The following is a 25,878-nucleotide window of genomic DNA, read 5'->3' as shown; positions in this document are numbered from 1 at the left end:
TCCCCCTTCTGCTGCCGGGACCATCATGACCATCGAGCCGCCGCCGGACGACCGCATCCCCGAACTCTATGCCGATGGGGTCTTCGACATCGGCTTCGGCAACGGCATGGTCCGCATCGACCTGTTCAGCCTGTCGGCCCTGCGCAAGGACGACAACGGCCAGCCGCTGCCCGCCATCCGCCAGCGGGTGGTGATGAGCCTGCCCGGCTTCCTCGCCAGCCTGTCCGCCCTGGAAGGCATGCGCCAGCGGCTGGAGGCCGCGGGCGTGCTGCCGCCCAATTCCGGCACCGTGCCGGCGGCGCCCGTCTCCGCTCCTGCGGCCCCTGCCGCTCCGGCCTTTCAGAGCCCGGTGCAGGCCCCGGTCCAGCCGGCCCCCCACTCCCCCGCGACCCCGGCCTCTCCGCCCGGACGGCCCCGCTCGCCGAATTTCGGCTGACCGATGCCGGACGCCAGCACCACCGTCGCGCCGCCCCCGCCTCCCGGCCCCAACGCCGCCCCCGACCGCGACGAGAGCACCGCGCTGCGCTGCCTGACGCTGGTGGCGCGCCATCACGGCCTGTCGGCCTCGCCGGCCGCCCTGCGCCCGCGCGTCGCTCCCGGCCCCAGCGGACCAAACGGCGAGCCGTCGACCGCCGACCTGCTGCGCATCGCCGCCGCCACCGGCTTCAAGGCGACCGCCCGCCGGCTGGACTGGAAGGCCCTGCAGGTCCTGCCCCCTGTCTTCCCGCTGCTGGCGCGGCTGTCCAACGGCAACACCGTCATCCTGGTCGGGCTGTCGCGGCCAGCCGATCCCGCGGAAGAACCGGTGGTCGGTGTCGTCGACCCGCTGGCCGACCGGCTCGACGTGATCGACGTGCCGCGCGACCGCTTCCTGGAGCGCTGGGACGGCGAGCTGGTCTTCCTCAAGCCGCGCCACGGCCTTGCCGACCCGCGCCAGCCCTTCGGCCTGCGCTGGTTCGTGCCGGAGATCCTGCGCCAGAAATCCGCCTTCCGCGACGTGGTGATCGCGGCCCTGGTCCTGCACGCCCTCGCCCTCGCCGTCCCGGTCTATTTCCAGATCGTGATCGACAAGGTGCTGGTGAACGAGACCGTCGCCACCTTGCAGGTGCTGACCATCGGCGTGCTGGGCGCCCTGCTGTTCGAGGCGGCCTTCCGCTTCCTGCGCCAGTTCATCCTGCTGTCCGCCGCCAACCGCATCGACATCCGCCTCTTGAACCGTACCTTCGGCCATCTGCTCGACCTGCCCATCACCTTCTTCGACGGGCATTCGGCCGGCGTCACCGTGCGCCACATGCAGCAGGTGGAGCGCATCCGCGAATTCCTGACCGGCAATCTGCTGTCCACCGTGCTGGACAGCCTGGTGCTGCTGGTCTTCCTGCCGGTGCTGTTCTTCTATTCGGTCAAGCTGACGCTGGTGGCGCTGCTGTTCGCTGGATTGATCGCCGGGGTGATGGTCGCCCTGGTGCCGATCTACCGCAGCCGCCTCGGCGACCTCTACAACGCCGACGCCGAGCGCCAGGCCATGCTGGTGGAGACCATCCACGGCATGCGCACCGTCAAGTCATCGGCGCTCGAACCACAGCAGCGCCGCAGCTGGGACCGCAAGGCCGCCCGCGCGGTGACCAGCCATTACCGGGTCGGCCGCATCTCCATCGCCGCCCGCACGGTGACCGAGTTCCTGGAGAAGGCGATGATGGTGACGGTGGTCGCCGTCGGCGCCTTCGACGTCTTCGACCGCCAGCTTTCGGTCGGCGCCCTGATCGCCTTCCAGATGCTGTCGGGCCGGGTGGTGACGCCGCTGGTGCAGATCGTCTCGCTGATCCACCAGTATCAGGAAACCGCGCTGTCCGTCCGCATGCTGGGCGAGGTGATGAACCACCCGGCCGAGCCGCGGCGCGAGGGCAGCGGCGCCTGCCCCGCCCTGATCGGGCGGATCGAGATCGAGGGGCTCGGCTTCCGCTACGACCGCAACCGGCCGCCGGCGCTGGACGGCGTCACCCTGACCGTGCCGGCCGGCTCCGTCGTCGGGCTGGTCGGGCGCAGCGGCTCGGGCAAGAGCACGCTGATGCGTCTGCTCCAGGGCTTCTACCCGGTGCAGGACGGCACCATCCGCTATGACGGGCTCGACATCCGCGAACTGGATCTGGCCCATCTGCGCCGCTCCATCGGCGTGGTGCTGCAGGAGAATTTCCTGTTCCGCGGCACCATCCGCGACAACATCGCCATGACCATGCCCGAGGCCAGCCGCGAGGAGATCGTCGAGGCCGCCCGGCTGGCCGGCGCCGACGAGTTCATCCACCGCCTGCCCGACGGCTACGACACGCTGGTGGAGGAGGGGGCGAGCAACCTGTCCGGCGGCCAGAAGCAGCGCATCGCCATCGCCCGCGCCCTGCTGCCCCAGCCGCGCCTGCTGATCCTGGACGAGGCGACCAGCGCGCTGGATCCCGACAGCGAGGCCATCGTCATGGCCAATCTGCGGCGCATCGCCCATGGCCGCACCGTGCTGATCGTCACCCATCGGCTCTCCACCCTGACCGGCTGCGACACCATCGCCGTGCTGGAGCAGGGCCGCCTGCTCGACCTCGCCCCCCATCCCATCCTGCTCGACCGCTGCGCCGAATACCGGCACCTGTGGCAGCAGCAGAACCGGGGGCGCTGAGCCATGCCCGACGCACGCCTATCCGGCACGGATCAGAGCGCGTCACCGGCCGAAGCGGGCCGCGAGGTCGTCCCGGCCAAGGCCGGGCCGGTTCCTCCCCCTGCCCGGCGCCGCGCCGCCCTGCCGGCGCCGTCGCCGCCGCCGCCGGGCTTCGCGCTGGATTACCTGCCGGACGGGGCGGCGATCGAACATGCGCCGCTGCCCTGGCTGGCGCGCTCCACCCTCTATGTGCTGGCCGGGCTTCTGGCGGCGCTGGTGCTGTGGGCGGCTCTCGCCCAGGTCGACCGCATCGTCACCGCCGGCGGCCGGCTGGTGACCACGGCGCCGCTGGTGGTGGCCCAGCCGCTGGAGACCGCGGTGGTGCGCGGCGTCGACGTCCAGGTCGGCGACCGCGTCCGCGCCGGCGACCGGCTGGCGACGCTCGACCCCACCTTCGCCGCGGCGGATCTGGCCGACCTGACCGCCAGGCTCGTCAGCGTCGAGGCGCAGATCGGCCGCCTGCGCGCCGAGCTGGACGGCGGCGACTACAGCCCTGCCGCCGATGATCCCGACGCTGCGGTCCAGGCCGCCATCCTGGAGCGCCGCCGCGCCGAATACCGCGCCCGCCTCGCCTCGCTCGACGAGAAGGCCGGGCAGCTGGACAGCGCCATCGCCGCCAGCCGCCGCGCCCAGGCCGGCCTTGCCGAACGGCTCGCCGTGGTGGGCGAGGTGGAGGACATCCGCCGCCAGCTTCAGGAACGCCAGACCGGATCCCGCCTGACCTGGCTGGAGGCGCGGGTCGAGCGGCTGCGCATGCGCGACGACCTGACCGCCCTGCAGGACCGCGAGCAGGCGAGCGCGCACGAGCTGCGCGGCATCCAGGCCGACCGAGCCGCCTTCATCGACGAATGGCGGCGCAAGACGGCGGAGGACCTCGTCGAGCAGACCCGCCAGCGGGCCACCCTGGTCGAGCAGATCGCCAAGGCCGAGCGCCGCCGCTCGCTGGTCACCTTGACCGCCCCGGTCGACGCGGTGGTGTTGGAGGTCGCCAAGCGCTCCGTCGGTTCCGTCGTCCGCGAGGCCGAGCCGCTGGTCACCCTGGTGCCCGCCGACGTGCCGCTGGAGGTGGAGGCGGAGATCCCGTCCCGCGACATCGGTCTGGTCCGGGTCGGCGACTTCGTGCGGGTGAAGCTGGACGCCTTCCCCTTCCAGCGCCACGGCACCCTGCCCGGCGAAATCCGCACCATCAGCGCCGACGCCTTCACCCATGATCCCCAGGGTGCGTCCCAGGGCGCCGGCGGCCAGGCCGCCAACCCCGACGGCCCCCGGCCGTCCGCCGGCGCTGTCTTCCGCACCCGCATCCGCCTGACCGACACCCGGCTGGAGTCGGTGCCCGACGGCACCAACCTCAGCCCCGGCATGGTCGCCTCGGCCGAGATCCGGGTCGGTACCCGGTCGGTGCTGTCCTACTTCCTCTACCCCGTCATCCGCGTGCTCGACGAAAGCATCCGCGAGCCCTGAGAGCATCGGCGGGTTCCAGCCGGGTACCGTCGCTCCATGTTGGATCGTCGCAATTGCAGTGCTACAAGGCCTGCTAGCCGCCAAGCTTCCCCTTGGGCGGCCTTGAGGGCCTGTCCGGCCCTTCCGCCATATCCTCCGACGCTTGCAAGGCAGCCTGCCTTTCGGTGCATTCGTCGGCCTGTAATCTGGTGAGATCCCGATGCAAAAATTTCCGCCCATCTCGACCGGGGGGCTGTTCGCCGCCATCGTTCTGGCCCTGTCGGTTCTCTACGCGGCGATGGCCTGGACGCCCTCCTCCTACGGGGTGGCGCTGCGCCAGATGGGGGTGACAGAGGAAAGCGGGCTCGTGCTGGGCACGCCGCGCGACATCCGCAGCGACGAATGGGCGGTGTGGACGCCCTATCTGCAGATCGCGGTCGACAACGGCTTCGCCCGCCACAACGCCCATTCGCCCTATCATGAGGATTTGCGGAACTTCAACGCCCTGCCCCTGTGGGACTGGGCGCTGCCCTTCAAACCGCAATACTGGGCCTTCTTCCTGGTCGATCCGGCCCATGCCTTCGCCATCTACCATGCCGCCTTCATCGCCCTGTTCCTGATCGGCTACCAGCGGATGGGGCGGATGCTGGGCATGGCGCCGGGCATCTCGGTCTGCTTCTCGCTGCTCGCCTTCTTCGCTGGCTACACCCAGTATGCCTGGACCACCACCGGGCCGCAGCTCGCCCTGTTTCCCTGGCTGCTGGTGACGCTGGCGGCGCCGTTGCGGCTGCCGGTGAAGGGGCTGCTGCTCTACTGGGTGTCGGCGGTGTGGCTGCTGTCGCACTTCTATCCGCCGGTGATCCTGTCGCTGGGGTTCGTTGGCGCCGTGCTGGTGCTGGCGCTGCGCCGCGACCTGCTGCGGTGGCCGCTGCTGGCGACGGCGGGGCTGGCCGCCGTCCTGGCCGCCGGCACCGTCTACGCCTATCTGGCGGAGCCGCTGCAGGCGATGACCTCCACCGTCTATCCCGGCCAGCGGCACAGCGACGGCGGCAGCGGGGACTGGCGCATCTGGCTGTCCACGGTCCTGCCCTTCATCACCACCCGCGGCTTCGACAGCCTGATCGTCCACAACATCGTGGAGACCGGGGCGATCGGCAGCTATTGGCCGCTGCTGCTCCTGGTCTTCGCCGACTGGAGGCAGGGCATCTCGGGCGGGGTCGCCGAGCGGAGCCGGCTGCTGACGGCCCTGGCGGTGCTGGGCGTCGGGCTGGCGCTGGTGTCGGCCTGGATGCTGCTGCCCATCCCGGCGGCGGTGGGGAAGTTCCTGCTGTGGGACCGCGTCTTCCCGCCGCGCATGATCGTGGCGGTCGGGCTGTTGGCGCTGGTCGCCACCGCGCTGCTGGCCGGGGCGGTCCGCTGGCGGATCACGCCGCTGCGCGTCGCGCTGTTCGCCGCCGTCGTGCTGGCGGCCTGGGTGCTGTCCAAGCGCGCCGGTGGGATCGCGCCCTGGTCCAGCCTGTTCGACGGGGTGATCCTGCTGGTGCTGGCCGGCGGGCTGGCGCTGTGGCGCCTGATCCCGGCCATGGGGTTGCGGCCGCCGCGGACGGGCACGCTGGTGGCCGGGGTGGCGGTGGCCGCCAACCTGCTGACCTTCGGGCAGTTCAACCCGATCCAGTCGGCTAAGCCGATCTTCGAGCGGCCGCAGACCGCCCTGACCGCCCGGCTGTCGGCCCTGCAGGCAGCGCACGGGAAGGGCTGGCTGGTGGAGACGCTGCCGATCTTCACCGGCGCGGTGCTGGCCGGCTGGGGCTACAACTCCATCGCCCACACGCTGATCGCCCCGCACCTGGACTTCTTCCGTCCGCTCTTCCCCGACATGCCGGAGGAGCGCTTCACCCAGGCCTTCAACCGCTATGCCCACATCATCCCGGATGCGGTGGCGGAGCCGGTCTTCCCCTATCCTGATCAGGTCCGGGTACCCTGGTCCGCTTTGGCTCCGGCCGCCCTGGCGCGGGAGGCTAGTGTCCTTCCGGCGAACGACGCCGCCACGGTTGACGGGCCTTTCCCGACCGGCGGCAGCCTGGACGAGGTCCGGCTGGAGAACGGACTGCTGCTTCTGCGCGGCTGGGCGCCCTGGACGGCCGTCCGCGCCACGCAGAGCATCGCGGTTGTCAGCGACGTGCCCCTCACCGTGCTGTCGCACGGGACGGAGCGCCGGCCCGATCTGCAGGCCGCCTTCCCCACTGCCGACCGCGGGCAGGCCGGCTTCACCATCCTGCTGCGGCCGGAGACCGATTTGGACCGGATCCCGGCGCTGTGCGTGCTGGGTCGTGGCACCGATGCCGGGACGGTCGCCCTCACCGCCCTCCACCCGGCCAATGACGGCTGCCGCCGCCTTGGATTGGCAAGGTAGGGCGCGCGCAGGCCTGGCGGGACAATGGTTGTGGTGCCCCCGCATCCTTCACAACGGGGTAATGCGCCGGGGGGAAGCGCTCCCTCCGGCCCCTCCGGAAGCCCTTGTTCTAAGCCGGAAAAACCGATGCCGGCGGCTGCGGACGCGCTACTTTCAGACGGATGCGGCCAAACGACGAAGAGCGGACATGACCACGAGCGACAACGCGACCGTGCTGGTGACCGGCGGCGCCGGCTATATCGGCTCCCATGTGGTGCTGGCGCTGCGCGACCAGGGGCGCGCCGTGGTGGTGCTGGACGATCTGTCCACCGGCCGGCGCTCGGCGGTGCCCGCCGGCGTGCCCCTGGTCGAGGGCGACGTCGGCGACAAGGCGCTGCTGGCCGACAGCTTCGCCCGCCACGGCATCGGCACCGTGATGCATTTCGCCGGCAGCATCGTGGTGCCGGAATCGGTGGAGCGGCCGCTCGCCTACTACCGCAACAACACGGTCAAGAGCCACGCCCTGATCGAGGCCTGCGTGGAGGCCGGGATCGGCCGCTTCATCTTCTCCTCCACCGCCGCGGTCTACGGCATGCCGGAGCGGCTGCCGATCGACGAGCAGACGCCGACCAGGCCGATCAACCCCTACGGCTCCTCCAAGCTGATGACGGAGTGGATGCTGCGCGACACCGCGGCGGCGCATGACCTGCGTTACGTGGCGCTGCGCTATTTCAACGTGGCCGGCGCCGATCCGCAGGGCCGTTCGGGGCAGGTGTCGCGCGTCGCCACCCACCTGATCAAGATCGCCGCCCAGACCGTCACTGGCCAGCGGGCGGAGTTGCAGATCTTCGGCGACGACTACGACACGGCGGACGGCACCTGCGTGCGCGACTACATCCATGTCAGCGACCTCGCCGACGCCCATGTCGCCGCACTCCGCCATCTGGAGGCGGGCGGCGCGTCGGAGGTGCTGAACTGCGGCTACGGCCGCGGCTATTCGGTGCGCGAGGTGCTGGCGATGGTGGACCGGGTGACCGGCAAACCGCTGCCCATGCGCATCGGCCCGCGCCGCGCCGGCGACCCCCCGGCCCTGGTGGCGGGGGTGGAGCGCATCGGCCGCACGCTGGACTGGACCCCGCGCCATGCCGATCTGGAGACCATCGTCGCCTCGGCCCTCACCTGGGAGGAGCGGCTGGTGAAGCGCATCTGACAAGGTCCCGCAGCGCCCTCCTCGCCGGCCCTCAGACCGCCGCGATCATCCCCGCCGTCAACTGGCCGGGGGTGAGGCCGGCCAGCCGGATTTCCAGCGTGGAGTTGCTGGTGTAAACGCGGCTGAAATCGGCGTCGGTGAAGCGGCCAACCAGCATCGGGGTCCTGTCGGACGACAGGAAGGACGCCATGCTGAAGCGGTCGACGATCTGCTGCGCGGACAGGGTGGTCTGCTCGAAGCGCAGCGTGTCGGCGCCGGGCTGGAAGTCGGTGATCGTCGTCACCTCGGACGGTCCGGCATAGATGTTGAAGCCCGGTGTCGGCCCGGTCGTCGGCCGCGCGACGACGAATGTATCCGCACCGGCTCCGCCGGTCAGCGTGTCGTTGCCATTCCCGCCGTCGATGAGGTCATTGTAGGACGTATAGTAGGTCGGCTCGATGTGTTTGCTGCGCCAGAAGGACGACATGATGGTGTCGTTGCCGTCGCCGCCGTTGACCGTCACCGCCTTGGAGTGATAGCCGCCATAGGGCAGGTAAACGCTTTCCGGCATCAGGATGGTGTCGTCCCCGCTGCTGCCGGTCAGGAGGACGGTCGAGTTGGGATAGTCCCCGTTGGTGAGATAGTAGGAGAGGTTGGTCACCTCGACGTTGGACGGGATGGTGTAGCCGTAGCCGGTGATCCTGTCGCCCAGCCACAGCGTGTCGGTGCCCCCGTTCGCCCCTTCCTGGACCGTGACGCTGTTCGTGTAGACGTAGTAGGTGTCGTCGCCGGAGCCGCCGTTCAGATGGTCGCTCTGGTAGCCGTAGAGGACGTCGTTGCCGGTCTCGCCGAAGATGGTGTCGCTGCCCAGCCCGCCCTGCAGCGTGTCGTTGCCCGACCCGCCGTTCATGCGGTCGCCGTGGCCGGTGGTGCTGTAGATGCTGGCGATGCTGTCGTTGCCGCTCAAGGCGGCCAGATCGCGCGGCAGCCGCCCCTCGCGCAGGCCGAACTCCTGCCAGTGCTGCGCGGCGGAGGTGAAGCCGGCCGCAGCCGCCTCGGCGACGTCGGGATAGGCCGACAGGTACCAGGCCGTGTCCAGCGCCCCGCCGCGGTCGGTCTGCGGCGCCGGCGCCATGTAGTAGGCGATGCCCTCGTAACGCATGTTGGGCAGGGTGGCGATCACCGAGTCCCGCTCCTGTGCCGAGCCGGTGTAGAAATGCGCGCCGTTGTCGGAGTTCCAGAACCGGTAGATCGCCTGCGACGCGCTCGCCGTCTGCACCGTGCTGGCACTGTAGGCCGCCCCCTCGTAGACGTAGTTCGGCATCGTGCTGCGCACCGCGTCCCGTTCGGCGGTGCTGGCGGTGTAGAAGAAGGTGCCGGTGTCCGCCCGGCGGAACCGCCAGACGGTGGTGTCGGTCGCCGTGGGGTTGGTGAAGGCGACCCCCTCGTAATTCATCGAGGTCAGGTTGGTTGCGACGACGTCCCGCTCGACCTCGCTTTCCGTATAGAAGTGCGACCCCGTGACGGTGTTCCAGAAGCGCCAGACCGGCATCGCTCACCCCCAGATTGCGTTTCGCGAGCGGAGGATGGGAGCGGATTCAGCGATTTGGAATGGTGCTGATGGTCATAGACGCTATCCCAACGTGCGTGGCAGTTCTGACGCCGCCGCGTCTCACACCAGCCCCCCTCACACCAATCGCCGCAGCAGCGGGATCCGCGACAGCACCAGGGCGATGGCACCGGCCCCCAGCACCACCGTGGCGATCCCGGCCAGTGCGATGAGGCTGGGATTGGAGAACCAGGTCCGCGTGTCGCCGATGAAGTACAGGATGACGACAGGGTGGACGGCGTAGACGCCGAAGGACAGGCCGCCCAGGAAGCGGATGGCCGCCTGTGCCGCCCGCCCCAGACGGAGGGACAGCGTGTCCAGGAACAGGAAGGCCGCCACCGCCCCGACCGCCACGTTGGGGGCGAAATATCCCATGAACTGTTCGCTGGCGGTGCCGAGCCGTGCCGACCAGACATAGGTCAGCAGCAGCGTCGCCGCCGCCGACAGCCCGAACAGCCCGCCGGCAGCCCAAAGCGGAACGCGGTCGCGGAACCGCAGCAGCGCGCCGCCCAGCAGCACATAGCCGAGATAATAGGGATAGTCCGGCCACAGGACGCCCGGCTCGGGATTGCCGGCGGCAAGGTTGTCCGCGAACATCCAGGCCACCGCCAAGCCCCATAGGACGAGCGCGTAGCCGACCAGCCGCCCGCCCTGGGCGAAGACCACGCGCATCAGCGGCATCGCCAGATAGGAGAGCAGCAGCGGATAGAGGAACCACAGATGGAAGAAGGCCGGCTGGCGCGGCAGCGCGCTCAGCGGCGGCGTTCCGGCGAAATGGATGATCTGGTGTCCCCAGACCAGATAGAAGCCGCTCCAGGCCACCATCGGCACCACCACGGCGACGAAGCGCTTGCGCAGGAAGGCGGCGATCGGCTCGGCGCGCGGCAGCAGCAGGGCGCCGCTGACCATGAAGAACAGCGGCACGCTGGATCGGCACAGGCTGTCGATCGCCGCGGCGATCCACCAATGGATGTCGAAGCGGAAGGGCTGGCCCGGCGGCATGGCCGGGATCTGGCCGAAGAAATGCGGGCTGATGACGTGGATGCCGATCACCATCAGCATCGCCACCACCTTGATGGTGTCGCCGCCCGGCCAATAGCCGGCCGGGCGCTCTCGCTCCGGTGAGGCGGTCGGCACCGCTTCTTTCCCCAACTGTCTTCCGCGCAGGGCGGCCGGCATCGGCAACACGCCCATCCTCACACCCCGCAGCCTGTGCGGCCGATCGGCACCATGCGTCCCCCAAGCGGCGATGCGGCCGGCACGGGAGATCGGACCGGCATCCGCAACGCGGCCCGCACAATAGCGCGGCCCGCAAGACGCGTCACGCGCCGCGGCGCCGGATGCTCGCCCACTGGCGGTAGACCCAAGGGGGGCGCCCGGGGGGCGTCGCGGACCTTCTCCCGCAAGGGGAAAAGCGGTTTCTCAGGCGAAGAAGCGCCCGCGGAAATAGGCGATGGTGCGGTCCAGCCCCTCGTCCAGCGGCACCGCCGGTTCCCAGTCCAGCAGGCCGCGCGCCTTGGTGATGTCGGGACGGCGCTGTTTGGGGTCGTCCTGCGGCAGCGGCTTGTGCTCGATCGTCGAGGCCGAGCCGGTCAGGCGGATCACCTTCTCCGCCAGTTCCAGCATGGTGAACTCGCCGGGGTTGCCCAGGTTGATCGGGCCGGTGACGCCGGCCGGCGTGTCCATGAAGCGCAGGAAGCCTTCGATCAGGTCGTCGACATAGCAGAAGGAGCGCGTCTGCTGGCCGTCGCCGTAGATGGTGATCGGCTCGCCCTTCAGCGCCTGGATGATGAAGTTCGACACCACGCGCCCGTCGTTGGGATGCATGCGCGGGCCGTAGGTGTTGAAGATGCGGATGACCTTGATGTCCAGCCGGTGCTGGCGGTGATAGTCGAAGAACAGCGTCTCGGCGCAGCGCTTGCCCTCGTCATAGCAGGCGCGCGGGCCGATGGTGTTGACGTTGCCCCAATATTCCTCGGGCTGCGGATGCACCGCCGGGTCGCCGTAGACCTCCGAGGTCGAGGCCTGCATGATTCGCGCGCCGACCCGCTTGGCCAGCCCCAGCATGTTGATGGCGCCGTGCACGCTGGTCTTGGTCGTCTGCACGGGGTCGTGCTGGTAATGGATCGGCGAGGCCGGGCAGGCGAGGTTGTAGATCTCGTCCACCTCGACATAGAGCGGAAACGTCACGTCGTGGCGCATCAGCTCGAAATGCGGGTTGCCCAGCAGGTGCAGGACGTTGTCGCGGCTGCCGGTGAAGAAGTTGTCGACGCACAGCACGTCGTGCCCGGCCGCCAGAAGCCGCTCGCACAGGTGGGAGCCCAGGAACCCGGCGCCGCCGGTGACGAGGACACGCTTTCGGTTGGTGAGAGCCGGCAAGGCTGTCTTCCTGTCTTGGCTGTTGGCATTCGCGGCGCCCGGCGGCCGTCGCAGGACGAGCCGTCGCAGGACCAGCCGCCGGCCAACCGCGAAGTGGCAACGCAGCAGGAACGCTGCTTGATCCTTTGTCTTTAGCCTAGCAGCCCAAGTAGGTAGCGTCCGTAATCGTTCTTCTTCAGCGGCTCCGCCAGGCGGCGGACCTGCTCGGCGTCGATCCAGCCGGAGGTGTAGGCGATCTCCTCCGGGCAGGCGATCTGCAGGCCCTGGCGGTGCTGGATGGTGCGGACGAACTCCGCCGCCTCCAGCAGGCTGTCGTGGGTGCCGGTGTCGAACCAGCCATAGCCGCGGCCCATCTGCTCGACCGACAGCTTGCCCATGTCGAGATAGGCGGCGTTGACGGACGTGATCTCCAGCTCGCCGCGCGCCGACGGCTTCACCGCGGCGGCGATGTCCAGCACGTCGTTGTCGTAGAAATAGAGGCCGGTCACCGCCCATTTGGAGCGCGGGGCGACCGGCTTCTCCTCGATGCTCAGCGCCCGGCCCTGGCCGTCGAACTCCACCACGCCGTAGCGTTCGGGGTCGCGCACGGCATAGGCGAAGACGCTGGCGCCGTCGGTCTTCTCGCCGGCCGCGCGCAGCAGGTTGGTCAGGCCGTGGCCGTAGAAGATGTTGTCGCCGAGAACCAGCGCGCAACTGTCGTTGCCGACGAACTCGCGGCCGATGATGAAGGCCTGGGCCAGCCCGTCGGGCGAGGGCTGGATCGCGTAGGTCAGGTTCAGGCCCCACTGCGACCCGTCGCCCAGCACCGTCTGGAACAGCGGCTGGTCGTGCGGCGTGGTGATGACCAGGATGTCGCGGATGCCCGCCAGCATCAGGGTGCTGAGCGGGAAATAGATCATCGGCTTGTCGTAGATCGGCAGCAGCTGCTTGCTGATCGCCCGCGTCACCGGGTAGAGCCGGGTGCCGGAGCCGCCGGCCAGGATGATGCCCTTCATGGTCTTCGTCCTCACGCCTGCGGCGGGTTGGTGAACAGCTCGTCGATCACGCGGTCCAGGCTTTCCTGCCATGGCGGGCAGGCGACGCCCAAGCGCTCCCTGGCGCGGGAGCAGTCCAGCCGCGAGTTGGCCGGGCGGCGCGCCGGGGTCGGGTAGTCCTCGGTTCCGATGGCGGTCAGGCGCGGCCGCTTGCCGGTGCGCTCCTCCAGCCGTTGGAAGATGTGCTCGGCGAAGTCATGCCAGGTGGTGTAGCCGCTGCCGGTCAGGTGGTAGGTGCCCCAGGCGGCGGCGCCGGTCTTCTCGATGGTGCCGGCGATCTGCACGATGGCGGCGGCGAGGTCGGCGGCGGCGGTGGGGGAGCCGTGCTGGTCGGCGACTACCCGCATCTCCTCGCGCTCCTTGCCGAAGCGCAGCATCGTCTTGACGAAGTTGTTGCCGTAGGCGCTGTAGACCCAGGAGGTGCGCAGGATGACGTGATGCGGCGTCGCCGCGCGCACCGCCTCCTCGCCCGCCGCCTTGCTGGCGCCATAGACGCCCAGCGGGTTGATCGGGTCGTCCTCGGTGTAGAGGCCGTCCTTCGTCCCGTCGAACACGTAGTCGGTCGAGACATGGATGAAGGGGATGCCGCGCGCCGCGCAGGCCGCCGCCATGGCGCCCGGCCCGTCGCGGTTGACGGCGAAGGAGAGATCCACCTCGCTCTCGGCCTTGTCGACGGCGGTGTGGGCGGTGGCGTTGACCAGCAGATCCGGCGCGTGGGCGGCGACCGCCTTCTCCACGTCGCCCGGCCGGGTCACGTCGAACTCGGGATAGGGCAGCCCGACGACGTCGGTGCCCGGCGCCCAGCCGGCCCGCATCAGCTCGAAGCCGAGCTGGCCGTTGCTGCCGAGGACCAGGACTTTCATGGGAACCTTCATTGCGCGGCCCCCTCTTCCGTCAGGCCGAGCCGCTCGCCCCGGTAGGAGCCGTTCAGGATGGCCTGCCACCAGTCGCGGTTCTCCAGATACCAGGCGACCGTCTTGCGCAGGCCGCTCTCGAAGGTCTCCTGCGGGGTCCAGCCCAGCTCGCGCTCGATCTTGCCGGCGTCGATGGCATAGCGCTTGTCATGGCCGGGGCGGTCGGTGACGAAGCTGATCAGGCGGTCGTGCGGGGCGCCGGCCGGGTTCATCTCGTCCAGATGCGCGCAGATGGCGCGGACGACCTCCAGGTTGGTGCGCTCGTTGTGGCCGCCGATGTTGTAGCTCTCGCCGATCCGGCCCTTCTCCAGCACCAGACGCAGCGCGCGGGCATGGTCCTCGACATAGAGCCAGTCGCGGATGTTGTCGCCCTTGCCGTAGACCGGCAGCTTCTCCCCCGCCAGACCCTTGAGGATCATCAGCGGGATCAGCTTCTCCGGGAAATGGTAGGGGCCGTAATTGTTGGAGCAGTTGGTCAGCACCACCGGCAGCCCGTAGGTCTCGTGCCAGGCGCGGACCAGATGGTCGCTCGACGCCTTGCTGGCCGAATAGGGCGAGTTGGGGCTGTAGGCGGTGGTCTCGGTGAAGAAGCCGTCGTCGCCCAGCGTGCCGAACACCTCGTCGGTGGAGATGTGGTGGAAGCGGAAGCGCTCCTTGCGCTCCGCCGGCAGGGCCGCCCAATAGCCGCGCGCCGCCTCCAGCAGGCGGAAGGTGCCGACCACGTTGGTCTGGATGAACTCGCCCGGCCCGTCGATGGAGCGGTCGACATGGGATTCGGCGGCCAGATGCATCACCGCGTCGGGCTGATGGGTGTCGAACACCCGGCGCAGTTCGGCGGCGTCGCAGATGTCGACCTTCTCGAAGGCGTAGCGCGGGTTGCCCTCGGCGCCCGGCAGGGAGGACAGGTTGGCCGCGTAGGTCAGCTTGTCGACATTGACGACGAAGGCGTCGGTTTCGGCGAGAAGCTGGCGGACCACCGCCGAGCCGATGAAACCGGCGCCGCCGGTGACGAGAATGCGCGTCATCAAACCACCTTACCGCCAAAAAACGGGGCCAAAAACGGGGCCGCACGCCCCACCGGGCAAAAAGAGCCGAAATCCAATAGCGCCGTCAGAACCAGTCGCCAAGCTGGGCGAAGGTCGGATGCTTGTGGTCCTTGTCCGACAGCCGGGCCTTGTCCGCGGCGACCGGCCAGTCGATGCCGAGTGCCGGATCGTTCCACAGCAGGCCGCGGTCATGCTCGGCCGAATAATAGTTGGTCACCTTGTAGATGACCTCGGTGTCCGGCTCCAGCGTGCAGAAGCCGTGGGCGAAGCCGATCGGCACCAGGATCTGGTTCCAGTCGGCGGCGCTGATCACCGCGCTGACATGCCGGCCGAAGGTGGGGGAATCCTTCCGGATGTCGACCGCCACGTCCAGGATGGCGCCGCGCACCACCCGCACCAGCTTGTCCTGGGCGAAGGGCGGCAGCTGGAAATGCAGGCCGCGCACGGTGCCGACCTCGGCCGACAGCGAGTGGTTGTCCTGCACGAAGTCGTAATGCAGCCCGGCCGCCTCGAACGTCTTCTTGGTGTAGGTCTCCGAGAAGAAGCCGCGGTGGTCGCCGAACTTCTTCGGGCGGATGATCTTAACGTCGGGAATGTCGAGGGAAACGACGTCCATGGCTCAGATGCTTTCCTTCAGGCGCTCTTTGCGCAGCTCGGGGCAGGCCTTGCGCAGCCACGGCTTGACCGTGCGCGGCGGGAAGGCCAGCCCGAAATTCTCGGCGTCCAGCGTCAGGTTCGGGTTGTAGTAGGGATCCTGAAGCAGGCTGTCGCCCCAGCGCTCCTGCATGTAGGCGACCTCGCCCATGAAGCGCTTGACCTTGTCGGGGGCGGTGTCCGGCCCGCGCGAGGCCGATTCCAGATGGTACAGCTCGGCGAAGGGCGTCCAGACGACCAGATAGCCCTTCTCGCGGATGCGCAGGCAGAAATCGACGTCGTTGAAGGCGACGGCGAGATGCTCGGAATTCAGCCCGCCGACCTCGTCGAAGATCTCCTTGCGCAGGATCAGGCAGGCGGCGGTGACGCAGGACAGATCCTGGGTCAGCTGGGCCCGGCTGAAATAGCCGTAGGCGTCGCGGGTCAGCCCCTTGTGGACATGGCCGGCCACGCCGCAGATGCCGGTGACGACGCCGGCATGCTGGATGGTGCCGTCGGCGTAATAGAGCTTGGCGCCGACCGCGCCGACCTCCGGCCGCAGGGCGTGCGACACCATCTCGGCCAGCCAGCCCGGCTCCATCACCTCGATGTCGTTGTTGATCAGGCCCAGAACCTCGCCGGTCGCCTCGGCGGCGGCGAAGTTGTTGATCGAGGAGTAGTTGAAGGGCGCCTTGTAGGTCAGCACCCGCACCCGCGGCTCGTCCTTCAGCGTGTCGAAATAGGCGAAGGTCGCCGCTTCCTCGCTGTTGTTGTCGACGATCAGGATTTCCAGATCCGGATAGTCGGTGCGGTGCAGCAGCCCGTCGACGCAGCCCTTCAGCAGGTCGACCTTGTCGCGCGTCGGCACGATCAGCGACACCCGCGGCAGCTTCGCCGGCAGGGTGTAGCGGATGCGGGTGAAGCGGGCGGTCGCCGGCGAGGTCTCCACCGTGGCGTCGACGCCACGGCGCTGGAAATGCTCGGTCAGCGCCCTGTGGGCGGCGGCGGTAGCGCGCGGCAGCTCGACCGTGGAGAAGGCCGAGGATTCCGGGAAGACGCGCCAATGGTAGAGGATCGCCGGGATGTGGCGGATGCGCTCAGGAGTCGTCTGCTCGACCGCGCGCAGGGTCAGGTCGTAGTCCTGGCTGCCCTCGAAGCCCAGGCGGAAGCCGCCGGCCCGCTCGATCAGCGAGCGGCGGAAGACGCCCAGGTGGTTGACCATGTTCTGGCCGTGCAGCAGGTCCGGATTGAAGTCCGACTTGAAATGCGGGTCGTAGCGCTCGCCGTCCGCATCGATCTTGTCCTCGTCGGAATAGAGGATGTCGGCGTCGGGATGGCGCGCCAGCTCGGCCGCGACCATGTAGAGCGCATGCGGCGGCAGCCGGTCGTCATGGTCCATCAGCGCCACGAAATCGCCGGTCGCCAGCTCCAGCGCGCTGTTGCTGGCGGCGGAGATGTGGCCGTTGGTCTCGCGCCGGACCACCTTGATGCGGTTGTCTCGCGCCTTGTATTCGGCCAGCACCTTCGTCACGTGCGGCGCGGTGGAGGCGTCGTCGGCGATGCACAGCTCCCAGTCCGGATAGAACTGGGCCAGCACGGAGTCCAGCGCCTCGCGCAGATAGGGCTCCGGCGTGTTGTAGACCGGCATGACCACGGAGAAGCGCGGGCGCACCGGCAGCCGGGCGATGTCGGCCTTGATCGCCGTCCCGTCCTCCGGCGTCAGGGTGTCGTACATCCGCACCCACGACTTGTAGTCGGCCGACCAGCGGTTCGGCTGCAGTTCCTGCAGGACGCGCTGCTTGGTCGCCTGCCAGCCGTGGCGGCGCAGATAGTCCAGCACGCGCGCCGGCTGGTTCTGCCGGACATAGTCGAGCAGGATGTTGGTCTTGCCGATCTCGCGGATGGTGAAGTCGGCGATCTCGAAGGACAGCGGCCGGGTGGCCGGGTCGAAGCGCAGCGCCTTGACCGTCTGCGGCAGCAGGGCCAGCTGGCGGAACTCGCCCACCGTGTCGACCGGCAGGCGGATCATCGTCCGCTCGTCGAATCCGTTGCCGTCATCGACATAGATCACCGGCACCAGCGGGGCCGAGGCGCGGACGACGCGGTAGGAGATCACGCACCAGTGGCCGGGCAGCCGGCCGCGGTCGGAACGCAGCAGGAAGGCGGGGTCGCTGCCGGTCGCCTCGTAGCCGCCCTGCGGGCTGGGCTTCACGTCGTGCAGCGGCTCAAGCGTGATGTTGTGCAGCCGGCGGCGGTAGAAGCGGCCGGCCTTGTGGGTCAGCCGGCCCAGCTTGCGCACCGGCGCCGACAGCTTCCAGGAGGTGGAGTTGACCAGGCTGTGGATGTGCTGGTCGCGGCTGGCGACCACCCCGTGCAGTTCGGCGATCGCCTGCTCGCGCGCCGCCAGCTCGCGGGCATGGGCGGCGAGGTTGCGCTCGCGGTCGGCCAGGTCCTCCGCCATCTCGGCGAGCGCATCGCCCTGCCGGCGGATTTCGGCCTGATGGTCGCCGAGCCAGCCCTGGATCAGGGCGATGTCGCGGTCGCGCGTCGCGATCATGCCCTTCAGCTCTTCGCTGTGGGCGATCTGGTCGTCCAGCACCTTGCGGACCATCGCCACCTCGGTGCGCAGGTGCTTTTCCTGCTCTTCCAGGCGCTGGATGGCCTCGGCCTCGATGGCGGCGTCGCCCAGCCGGTCGAACCAGCTGCGGACGGCCCGCAGCCCCTCGCCGCCGGCCTTCTGCACGGCGAACAGCTCATGCAGCGCGTCGGGCAGATCGGTGCCGACGCCAAGCACGCCCAGGCCGTTGGAGTGCAGGAAGGTGAAGGACGGATAGTCGCGGGTGATCTCGTCCCACAGGCGCCAGACGCCGAAATCGTCCTTGCGCACGTTGATGTCGTGGAACAGCACCACGCCGCGGCGGCTCATCTTCGGCAGCCACGTCTCGAAATCGTGGCGCACCGCCTCGTAGGTGTGCAGCCCGTCGATGTGCAGCAGGTCGACGCTGCCGTCGGCGAAATGGACCAGCGCGTCGTCGAAGGTCATGCGCAGCAGGCGCGAGAAGCCGGCATAGCGCGGGTCATGGTAGGCGGCGAGCGTGTTGTAGATGTCGTCGCCGTAGAAGCCCGCCTGCGGGTCGCCGGCCCAGGTGTCGACGGCATAGCAGGAGGTCGGCAGCCCGACATGGCGGACGGCCTGGCAGAAGGCGGCATAGGAGTTGCCGGTGTGCGTTCCCAGCTCGACGAGGCTGTCCGGCCGCAGCGCCTCGACGATCCAGAAGGCGAAGGGCACATGGCCGAGCCAGGAGGCCGGCGCCGTGACGAGATCCGGGGTCAGGAGCGTGATCGGCCGGCAGATGCGACGGAGAGTGTCCGATCCCTGGTCCTTCAAAAACGAATCCACCTGCGCCTCTTCTTCTGCCTGGCTTCGCGGCGGGATGCGGCCCATCGGGCACCATTTTCCAGGCCCGCCGGACGGCCCCGTCAAAGCCGCCGACACACATACGCTGACACCCCGCCGGAATGCAAGCCGCTGACCGGAACCCGCTTTGCGGTACCCAACAATGCCCGGAACTGCGGTTTTCCTGCCTCACCCGGGGCATGCGGAGGGTTGGCCGGGGGGCGTCGGGGGCTTGCCGGAAGGTGGACCCTATTTTGTCGCGGGCGCCGCCTGGGGAGTTGCCCGGGGTGCCGACGCCCCCTCCGCCTCCAGCGTGATCGCCAGCATCGGCATGCCGACCAGCCCGCGCACGACATGGCTGGCGTGGACCTTGAAGAACAGCGCGTCCTCGACCCAATGGTGCTGGACGTGGTCCTCCTGCGTGCCCTCGGCGAGCGCCACGGTGATGGAGAAGTCGCCGCTGGGCAGATAGGGCATCTGGAAGCGGAAGCGGGCGGCGAAGTCCTGGCCGGCCGGGATGGTGACGGGGTCGAGCTGGTAGCTGAGGAAGGTGTTGTCGCCGAACAGGTTCTGGCCCAGCTTGTCCTTCACGTAGAAGCCGACGATGGGGCGGTGGACCTGCTGCTCGGCCCGGCAGTCCACCTTCAGCACGATGACCTCGCCGCCCTCCAGCACGCTGAGCGGCAGCTCCTCGGCATCCAGGATCGAGACGTTGGTGATGGTGGCGCCGCGGTTGCCGAACCAGGGGCCGCTGTCGTTGAAATCGAACACCTCGATGGCGTTGCGGTGCTGCGAGGCCTTCAGCAGTTCGGCGCGGGCATCCTCCACCGGTTCCTCGCGCCTGGCCTGGGGCAGCGCCTGGCGGGCGCCGCCGATGCGGAAGCCGCGCGAGGTGTCCTGGTCGCTGTAGAGCGCGGCCAGATAGTCGTGGCAGACCTCCTTGGCCGGGCCGACCGCCCGCACCGACCCGTTGTCCAGCCACACCACCCGGTCGCACAGGTTCACCACCTGTCCGGTGTCGTGCGACACGAAGAACAGGGTGCCGCGCTCCTTGAAGCGGTGGATGAAGCGCATGCATTTCTGGGTGAAGGAGGCGTCGCCGACCGCCAGGATCTCGTCGACGATCATGATGTCGGCATCGACATGCGCCGCCACCGCGAAGGCGAGGCGGGCGTACATGCCGCTGGAATAGAGCTTCACCGGCTGTTCGATGAAGTCGCCGATGCCCGCGAACTCGGCGATGGACTGGTAGCGCTCGGCGATCTGCTCGTTCGACAATCCCAGCACCGAGGCGGCGAGATAGACGTTCTCGCGCCCGGTGAATTCCGGGTTGAAGCCGGCGCCCAGCTCCAGCAGCGCCGCGATGCGGCCGTCCACCGCGATGCGGCCGGAGGTCGGCGTCAGCGTGCCGCAGAGAAGCTGCAGGAAGGTCGACTTGCCCGAGCCGTTGCGCCCGATCAGCCCGACCGTCTCGCCGCGGCGGACCTCCAGGTCGACGCCGCGCAGGGCCCAGTACTCGTCGTAATATTTGCGCCGGCCGCGCACCAGCATCTGCTTCAGCCGGTCCTGCGGGCGCTTGAAGATGGCGTAGGCCTTGCCCAGCCCTTCGGCGCGGATGACGACGGGGGTGCCGGCGGGGGTGCCGGCGGGGGTATCGGTCTCAGACGACATCGGCGAACCCCCGGCGGGTCTTCATGAACCAGAGATAGCCGAGCCACGCCACCACCCAGGCGCCCAGCGTCGCCAGCCCCCAGTCCACCGGCGACGGGATGCGGCCCCAGAACAGCAGATCTTTCGACTGCTCCAGGATCGAGGTCATCGGGTTCAGGTGCAGGATGGCGCGGAAACGCTCGGGAATCGCGGTCATCGGGTAGAAGATCGGGCTGAGGAACATCAGCACGGTGACGCCCACCCCCACCACCTGCCGGATGTCGCGCAGGAACACGCCGGCCGCGGCGAAGAACCAGCTGAGCCCCAGCGTGGTCAGGCACAGGGGCACCAGCACCAGCGGCATCAGCAGCGCCGTCAGCGGCGGCAGCCCGGCGACCAGCAGATGGAAGACGACCAGGATGACGAAGCCGATGCCGGCGTTGAACAGCGCCACGGCCAGCGACACCAGCGGCAGGATCTCCAGCGGGAAGACCACCTTCTTGATGTAGCTGACATTCTCCAGCAGCAGGCCGGGCGCCCGGTTCAGGCATTCGCCCAGCACGTTGAACAGGATCAGGCCGGAGAACAGCAGCAGGGCGAATTCGGTGTTGCTCTCGCCGCTCGTCCCCCAGCGCGCCTGGAACACCACCGAGAAGACGAAGGTGTAGACCGCCAGCATCAGGATCGGGTTCAGCACCGCCCAGACGATGCCCAGCATCGACCCGCGGTAGCGGGCGTCGATCTCGCGCCGGGCCAGCCGCAGGATCAGCGACCTGTGGTGCCAGGCGGTCTGGAAAAGGGCAAAGGGACCGGCGCCGAAACCCGCTACCGTGGGGTTTCCCGACTGAGAGTTAAACAATTTAGAGTATCCCCGTCTGCGGCGGCCCGACCATAACCCCCGCTCCTGCGGCGTTCAAGTGAAAGCATCCCCGCCAAGCGGCAGGGTGCCCGCCCTGCCATCCTTCCGGAAAAAAGAACGGACGGTGGCACAAACCTTCTGTTCCACCCGTTTATCCGAAAGATCGGAGTACCGGTGAGTCCACTCAGGAAGGTCTGCTATCCAGAGGGGGAATGTCTGGATGAATAAGTCGGACGTTTAGCCTCCATGGGCTAATTCCGCAGAATAAGCAGAGGGTGATTCCGGAATGCGCATCAGTACAAATGAATTCCTTTTCAATCGCTTCTTCTCTACTTACAAGATAGGGACATTGAATTCAATGGAAAGTCTGCATGATGCGCATCACACCATTGTATTATATACCCGCATAATTGTAGGACCATGGGGTTAGATCCAGATTAGAGCTAAAAAAGCCAATCCGTTAGGACCATAACAAGGTGTGGGAAGCGGCGATTGCCGAATTTGCTGAAACGGCGCATCGACCGTCAAGAAACAGGAAAATTCGAGATGCCAAGCGCAGAGGTGACGCAAAGGAGGCCGTTGTGTTTCGGAATGCGAAAGCCCTGACAGCCGATCATTATGCCGCATCTCTTCGAAATCATTTCGGAGGTGGAGCGGTTCATCGACTTCAGAAGGAAATCGGCTTTGTCGGAAAACGGCTTCTTCGACTCCCCAGCACGGAACGGTCGAGTTTCTTCGATCCCTGGTTCGGGGAAGAGAACGCCCGTCATCTGAGGGCGGTGGCGCAGTCGGTCCGCGGGCTCCCGCAGGACGCTGCCACTCCCACTGCCGCCGCCGGCCCGCGCCGCGCGCCGCGGATCGTCTTCCTGCACGGGGTGATGCCGCGCAGCGGCACCAACTATCTCCAGAGCCTGCTGGAACTGCACCCCGACGTGGTGGTCAACCCCTTCGGCATCCGGGAACTGCCCTTCCTGAACACGGTGGAGGACGCCCGCGCCTATGAGGGGCGCTTCCTGCGCCTCTACCAGCGCAACCGGGAATCGTTCCGCGACCTGGAGACCTTCTGCTATATGGTGAGCGGCTTCCTGCGCCGCATCGAGGCGGAGTTTCCGGCCGACAAGACGGTGGTGATCAAGTCGCCCCACACCCGGATGATGCGGTACTTCCCCTACCTGTTCCCGGCGGAGCGCTGCCTGATCGTGCTGCGCGACGGCATGCGCGCCGTGCAGTCCACCATCGACACCTGGCCGCTGCGCTTCCTCGGCCGGACCTTCGCCGACGTCTGCCGCGAATGGAGCTTCGGCACCGAGGCGGCGCTGGAGGCGCAGAGCCGCATGAGCGCCGATTCCTGCCGGCTGGTCCGCTTCGAGGATGCGGTTGCCGCCCCCGACGGCACGGTCCGCGACCTTATGCGTTTTCTGGAGCTGCAGGAGACGCGCTATCCGTTCGAGCGGATCGGCGACCTGCCCATCCTCGGGTCGTCCCGCGCCTCGCGCAGCAATGGCGAGGTCAGTTGGACGCCCGTCGAGAAACCCAAGGGCTTCGATCCGTCGAAGCGCCCGATCGAGTGGTCGCGCAAGCGTCGGACGGTGTTCGATGCCGTGGCCGGAGACATGCAGAAGAAGGCCGGCTATGCTTCTTGATCCGCTGCTCGACACCCGCCCCGCGGCGAGGGAGCTTTCCGAGCCCGGCCCCGCCTCCGGTCCTGAGGGCAGCTTGCCGGCGATCCTGACCACGCCCGCCCGCCTCACCCACCTGCAAAGGCTGGAGGCGGAGAGCATCCACATCATGCGCGAGGTGGCGGCCCAGTTCCAGAAGCCGGTCATGCTCTATTCCGTGGGCAAGGACAGCTCGGTGCTGCTGCATCTGGCGATGAAGGCCTTCTACCCGTCCAAGCCGCCCTTCCCGCTGCTGCATGTCGACACGACCTGGAAATTCCGGGAGATGATCGAATTCCGCGACCGCACGGCGCGGGAGCTGGGCATCGACCTGATGGTCCACATCAACCGGGAGGGCGTGCGCCAGGGCATCGGCCCGGTCAGCCACGGCTCGGCCGTCCACACGGACGTGATGAAGACCCAGGCGCTCAAACAGGCGCTCGACGCCCACGGTTTCGACGCCGCCTTCGGCGGGGCGCGCCGCGACGAGGAGAAGAGCCGCGCCAAGGAGCGCGTCTTCTCCTTCCGCACGGCCACCCACCGCTGGGAGCCGAAGAACCAGCGGCCGGAGCTGTGGAGCCTCTACAACGGGCGCATCCACAAGGGCGAGAGCATCCGCGTCTTCCCGCTGTCGAACTGGACCGAGCTGGACATCTGGCAATACATCCACCAGGAGAACATCCCGGTGGTGCCGCTCTATTTCGCCAAGCCCCGCCCGGTGGTGGAGCGCGACGGCACTCTCATCATGGTCGACGACGACCGGCTGCCGCTGAAGCCCGGCGAGGTGCCGGAGATGGCCTGGGTGCGCTTCCGCACGCTCGGCTGCTATCCGCTGACCGGGGCCGTGCGCAGCACCGCCGCCACCCTGCCCGAGATCATCCGCGAGATGCTGCTGTCCACCAGTTCGGAACGGCAGGGCCGGGTGATCGACCAGGACGCCGCCGCCTCGATGGAGGCGAAGAAGCAGGAAGGCTACTTCTGATGCTGAAGGATCTCGATCCCGTCGCCGTTTCCGCCGATGCCGCTCCTGCCGATACCGCGGCCTCGGGCATCGCTCCCGCGGATGCCGCCGCCGAGGTGCGGGAGTATCTGGCCCGCCAGAACGGCAAGGATCTGCTGCGCTTCATCACCTGCGGCTCGGTGGACGACGGCAAATCGACGCTGATCGGCCGGCTGCTCTACGACTGCAAATGCCTGTTCGAGGACCAGCTGGCCAGCCTGGAGGCGGATTCCGGCCGCTTCGGCACCACCGGCGCCGGCCAGCTCGACCTCGCCCTGCTGGTCGACGGGCTGGCGGCGGAGCGTGAGCAGGGCATCACCATCGACGTCGCCTACCGCTTCTTCACCACCGACCGCCGCAAGTTCATCGTCGCCGACACGCCGGGCCACGAGCAGTACACCCGCAACATGGTCACCGGCGCCTCCACCGCCGACGCCGCGGTTCTGCTGGTCGACGCGCGCAAAGGCGTGCTGACCCAGACCCGGCGACACAGCACCATCGTCTCGCTGCTGGGCGTGCGCCATGTCGTGCTGGCGGTCAACAAGATGGACGCCGTGGGCTGGGACCGCGAGACCTTCGAGCGCATCGCCGCCGACTACCGCGTCTTCGCGGAGCGCATCGGCCTCACCGGCGTCACCTGCATCCCGGTCTCGGCGCTCACCGGCGACAACGTCACCAAGCCGTCGGAGTGCATGGGCTGGTACGGCGGCCCCACCCTGCTCGGCCATCTGGAGAGCGTGGACGCCGCGGCGGAGGAGAAGCTCGGCTCCTTCCGCATGGCGGTGCAGTGGGTGAACCGGCCGAACCAGGATTTCCGCGGCTTCTGCGGCACGGTGGCCGGCGGCCCGGTGCGCGTCGGCGACGACGTCGCCGTCCTGCCCGGCGGGCGGACCAGCCGGGTGGCGCGGATCGTCACCATGGACGGCGATCTGGAGACGGCGCTGCCCGGACAGGCCGTCACCCTGGTGCTGGCCGACGAGGTCGACGCCAGCCGCGGCGACATGATCGTCGCCGCGGCTGGCCGGCCGGAGGTGGCCGACCAGTTCGCCGCCCATGTGGTGTGGATGGACGAGCAGCCGCTGCTGCCCGGCCGCTCCTATCTGCTGCGGGCCGGCACGGCGATGGTCGGCGCCCAGGTGACGGAGCTGAAGCACACCATCAACGTCAACACCCAGGAACACGCCGCCGCCAAGCATCTGGACCTGAACGACGTCGGCTTCTGCAATCTGGCGCTCGACCGGCCGATCCCGTTCGACGCCTATGCCGACAGCCGCGAGACCGGCAGCTTCATCCTGATCGACCGGCTGACCAACGCCACCGCCGGCTGCGGCATGATCCGCTTCCCGCTGCGCCGGGCGTCGAACATCCACCGCCACGCCTCGAAGGTCGACAAGGCGGCGCGGGCGGGGGAACTGCAGAAGCCCTGCGTGCTGTGGTTCACCGGCCTGTCCGGCTCCGGCAAGTCCAGCGTCGCCGACCGGCTGGAGCAGGAGCTGCACCGGCTCGGCCGCCGCACCATGATCCTGGACGGCGACAATGTCCGCCACGGCCTGAACAAGGATCTGGGCTTCACCGACGAGGACCGGGTGGAGAACATCCGCCGGGTGGCGGAGGTGGCGAAGCTGATGGTGGAGGCCGGGCTGATCGTGCTGGTCAGCTTCATCTCCCCCTTCCGCGAGGAGCGCCGCATGGCGCGTTCCCTGGTGGAGGACGGCGAGTTCCTGGAGATCTTCATGGACACCCCGCTGGAGGTCTGCGAAGCCCGCGACCCCAAGGGGCTGTACAGGAAGGCAAGATCCGGCCAGCTCCCCAACTTCACCGGCATCGACAGCGCCTACGAGCCGCCGGAAGCCCCGGAGATCACGCTGAAGGGGGCCGAGCACGGCACCGACGAGATGGTCGCCCAGGTGATCGGGGAACTGCGGCGCCGGGAGGTGATCTGATACCGGCGAACGCTTGAACTGACCTTGTCATCTCATC

The 25,878-nt window shown here is 68.5% G+C and carries 18 protein-coding genes; 8 read left to right on the top strand and 10 right to left on the bottom strand.

Going from position 1 to position 25,878, the window contains the following annotated elements; genetic code table 11:
- Nucleotides 1-25 precede the first annotated feature (25 nt).
- From DM194_RS27325 to galE, 5 genes are all read left to right on the top strand, one after another.
- Nucleotides 26-436 carry a hypothetical protein gene (locus DM194_RS27325; protein ID WP_111070777.1) on the top strand — a complete coding sequence of 137 codons (411 nt, stop codon included), beginning with the start codon at nucleotides 26-28 and terminating at the stop codon, nucleotides 434-436.
- Between the two features lie 3 nt (nucleotides 437-439).
- Complete coding sequence (locus tag DM194_RS27320) at nucleotides 440-2,659, top strand: peptidase domain-containing ABC transporter (protein WP_176581525.1); 2,220 nt, start codon at nucleotides 440-442, stop codon at nucleotides 2,657-2,659.
- Between the two features lie 3 nt (nucleotides 2,660-2,662).
- Entirely contained in the window at nucleotides 2,663-4,159 is a 1,497-nt protein-coding gene (locus DM194_RS27315; RefSeq protein WP_111070776.1) for an HlyD family type I secretion periplasmic adaptor subunit, read from the top strand.
- Between the two features lie 199 nt (nucleotides 4,160-4,358).
- Nucleotides 4,359-6,551, top strand: a complete 2,193-nt coding sequence (locus tag DM194_RS27310) for a DUF7657 domain-containing protein (protein ID WP_111070775.1) — start codon at nucleotides 4,359-4,361, stop codon at nucleotides 6,549-6,551.
- Nucleotides 6,552-6,738: 187 nt separating this feature from the next.
- Nucleotides 6,739-7,740: a UDP-glucose 4-epimerase GalE gene (gene galE, locus DM194_RS27305; RefSeq protein WP_111070774.1), complete on the top strand. Its 1,002-nt coding sequence runs from the start codon at nucleotides 6,739-6,741 to the stop codon at nucleotides 7,738-7,740.
- 31 nt (nucleotides 7,741-7,771) lie between these two features.
- Here the strand turns inward: galE and DM194_RS27300 are convergent, their stop codons facing one another.
- From DM194_RS27300 to DM194_RS27255, 10 genes are all read right to left on the bottom strand, one after another.
- Nucleotides 7,772-9,271 carry a hypothetical protein gene (locus DM194_RS27300; RefSeq protein WP_111070773.1) on the bottom strand — a complete coding sequence of 500 codons (1,500 nt, stop codon included), beginning with the start codon at nucleotides 9,269-9,271 and terminating at the stop codon, nucleotides 7,772-7,774.
- Nucleotides 9,272-9,406: 135 nt separating this feature from the next.
- Nucleotides 9,407-10,465 (bottom strand): acyltransferase, encoded by a 1,059-nt coding sequence (locus DM194_RS27295; RefSeq protein ID WP_162630198.1) that lies wholly within the window; start codon nucleotides 10,463-10,465, stop codon nucleotides 9,407-9,409.
- 285 nt (nucleotides 10,466-10,750) lie between these two features.
- Nucleotides 10,751-11,707 (bottom strand): UDP-glucuronic acid decarboxylase family protein, encoded by a 957-nt coding sequence (locus DM194_RS27290; protein WP_111070771.1) that lies wholly within the window; start codon nucleotides 11,705-11,707, stop codon nucleotides 10,751-10,753.
- Between the two features lie 131 nt (nucleotides 11,708-11,838).
- Nucleotides 11,839-12,702 carry a glucose-1-phosphate thymidylyltransferase RfbA gene (gene rfbA / locus DM194_RS27285; protein WP_111070770.1) on the bottom strand — a complete coding sequence of 288 codons (864 nt, stop codon included), beginning with the start codon at nucleotides 12,700-12,702 and terminating at the stop codon, nucleotides 11,839-11,841.
- 11 nt (nucleotides 12,703-12,713) lie between these two features.
- Nucleotides 12,714-13,604 (bottom strand): dTDP-4-dehydrorhamnose reductase, encoded by an 891-nt coding sequence (gene rfbD, locus DM194_RS27280; RefSeq protein ID WP_111070837.1) that lies wholly within the window; start codon nucleotides 13,602-13,604, stop codon nucleotides 12,714-12,716.
- Nucleotides 13,605-13,612: 8 nt separating this feature from the next.
- Nucleotides 13,613-14,680, bottom strand: a complete 1,068-nt coding sequence (gene rfbB, locus DM194_RS27275) for a dTDP-glucose 4,6-dehydratase (protein WP_111070769.1) — start codon at nucleotides 14,678-14,680, stop codon at nucleotides 13,613-13,615.
- Nucleotides 14,681-14,765: 85 nt separating this feature from the next.
- Nucleotides 14,766-15,317, bottom strand: coding sequence for a dTDP-4-dehydrorhamnose 3,5-epimerase (rfbC, locus tag DM194_RS27270; RefSeq protein WP_111070768.1), 552 nt, complete (start codon nucleotides 15,315-15,317; stop codon nucleotides 14,766-14,768).
- A 3-nt stretch (nucleotides 15,318-15,320) separates the two neighbouring features.
- Nucleotides 15,321-18,734 carry a glycosyltransferase gene (locus tag DM194_RS27265; protein ID WP_246024689.1) on the bottom strand — a complete coding sequence of 1,138 codons (3,414 nt, stop codon included), beginning with the start codon at nucleotides 18,732-18,734 and terminating at the stop codon, nucleotides 15,321-15,323.
- Between the two features lie 246 nt (nucleotides 18,735-18,980).
- Nucleotides 18,981-20,402, bottom strand: a complete 1,422-nt coding sequence (locus DM194_RS27260; RefSeq protein ID WP_111070766.1) for an ABC transporter ATP-binding protein — start codon at nucleotides 20,400-20,402, stop codon at nucleotides 18,981-18,983.
- Nucleotides 20,392-21,240 carry an ABC transporter permease gene (locus DM194_RS27255; RefSeq protein ID WP_246024688.1) on the bottom strand — a complete coding sequence of 283 codons (849 nt, stop codon included), beginning with the start codon at nucleotides 21,238-21,240 and terminating at the stop codon, nucleotides 20,392-20,394. The genes DM194_RS27260 and DM194_RS27255 overlap by 11 nt, the downstream gene beginning before the upstream one ends.
- 779 nt (nucleotides 21,241-22,019) lie before the next feature.
- On the opposite strand from DM194_RS27255, the gene DM194_RS27250 reads away from it, so the two are divergent.
- From DM194_RS27250 to cysN, 3 genes are all read left to right on the top strand, one after another.
- Nucleotides 22,020-22,883: a sulfotransferase family protein gene (locus DM194_RS27250; RefSeq protein ID WP_111070765.1), complete on the top strand. Its 864-nt coding sequence runs from the start codon at nucleotides 22,020-22,022 to the stop codon at nucleotides 22,881-22,883.
- A gap of 145 nt (nucleotides 22,884-23,028) precedes the next feature.
- Nucleotides 23,029-23,880: a sulfate adenylyltransferase subunit CysD gene (gene cysD, locus DM194_RS27245; RefSeq protein ID WP_246024709.1), complete on the top strand. Its 852-nt coding sequence runs from the start codon at nucleotides 23,029-23,031 to the stop codon at nucleotides 23,878-23,880.
- Nucleotides 23,880-25,841: a sulfate adenylyltransferase subunit CysN gene (gene cysN / locus DM194_RS27240; protein ID WP_111070764.1), complete on the top strand. Its 1,962-nt coding sequence runs from the start codon at nucleotides 23,880-23,882 to the stop codon at nucleotides 25,839-25,841. Before cysD ends, cysN begins: the two co-directional genes overlap by 1 nt.
- Nucleotides 25,842-25,878: the final 37 nt, after the last annotated feature.

It is taken from the genome of Azospirillum ramasamyi (assembly GCF_003233655.1).
In the GTDB taxonomy this organism is placed as follows: Bacteria; Pseudomonadota; Alphaproteobacteria; order Azospirillales; family Azospirillaceae; genus Azospirillum; species Azospirillum ramasamyi.
Note: the sequence above shows the minus strand (reverse complement) of the source record. Positions and strands in the feature narration are given on the sequence as shown.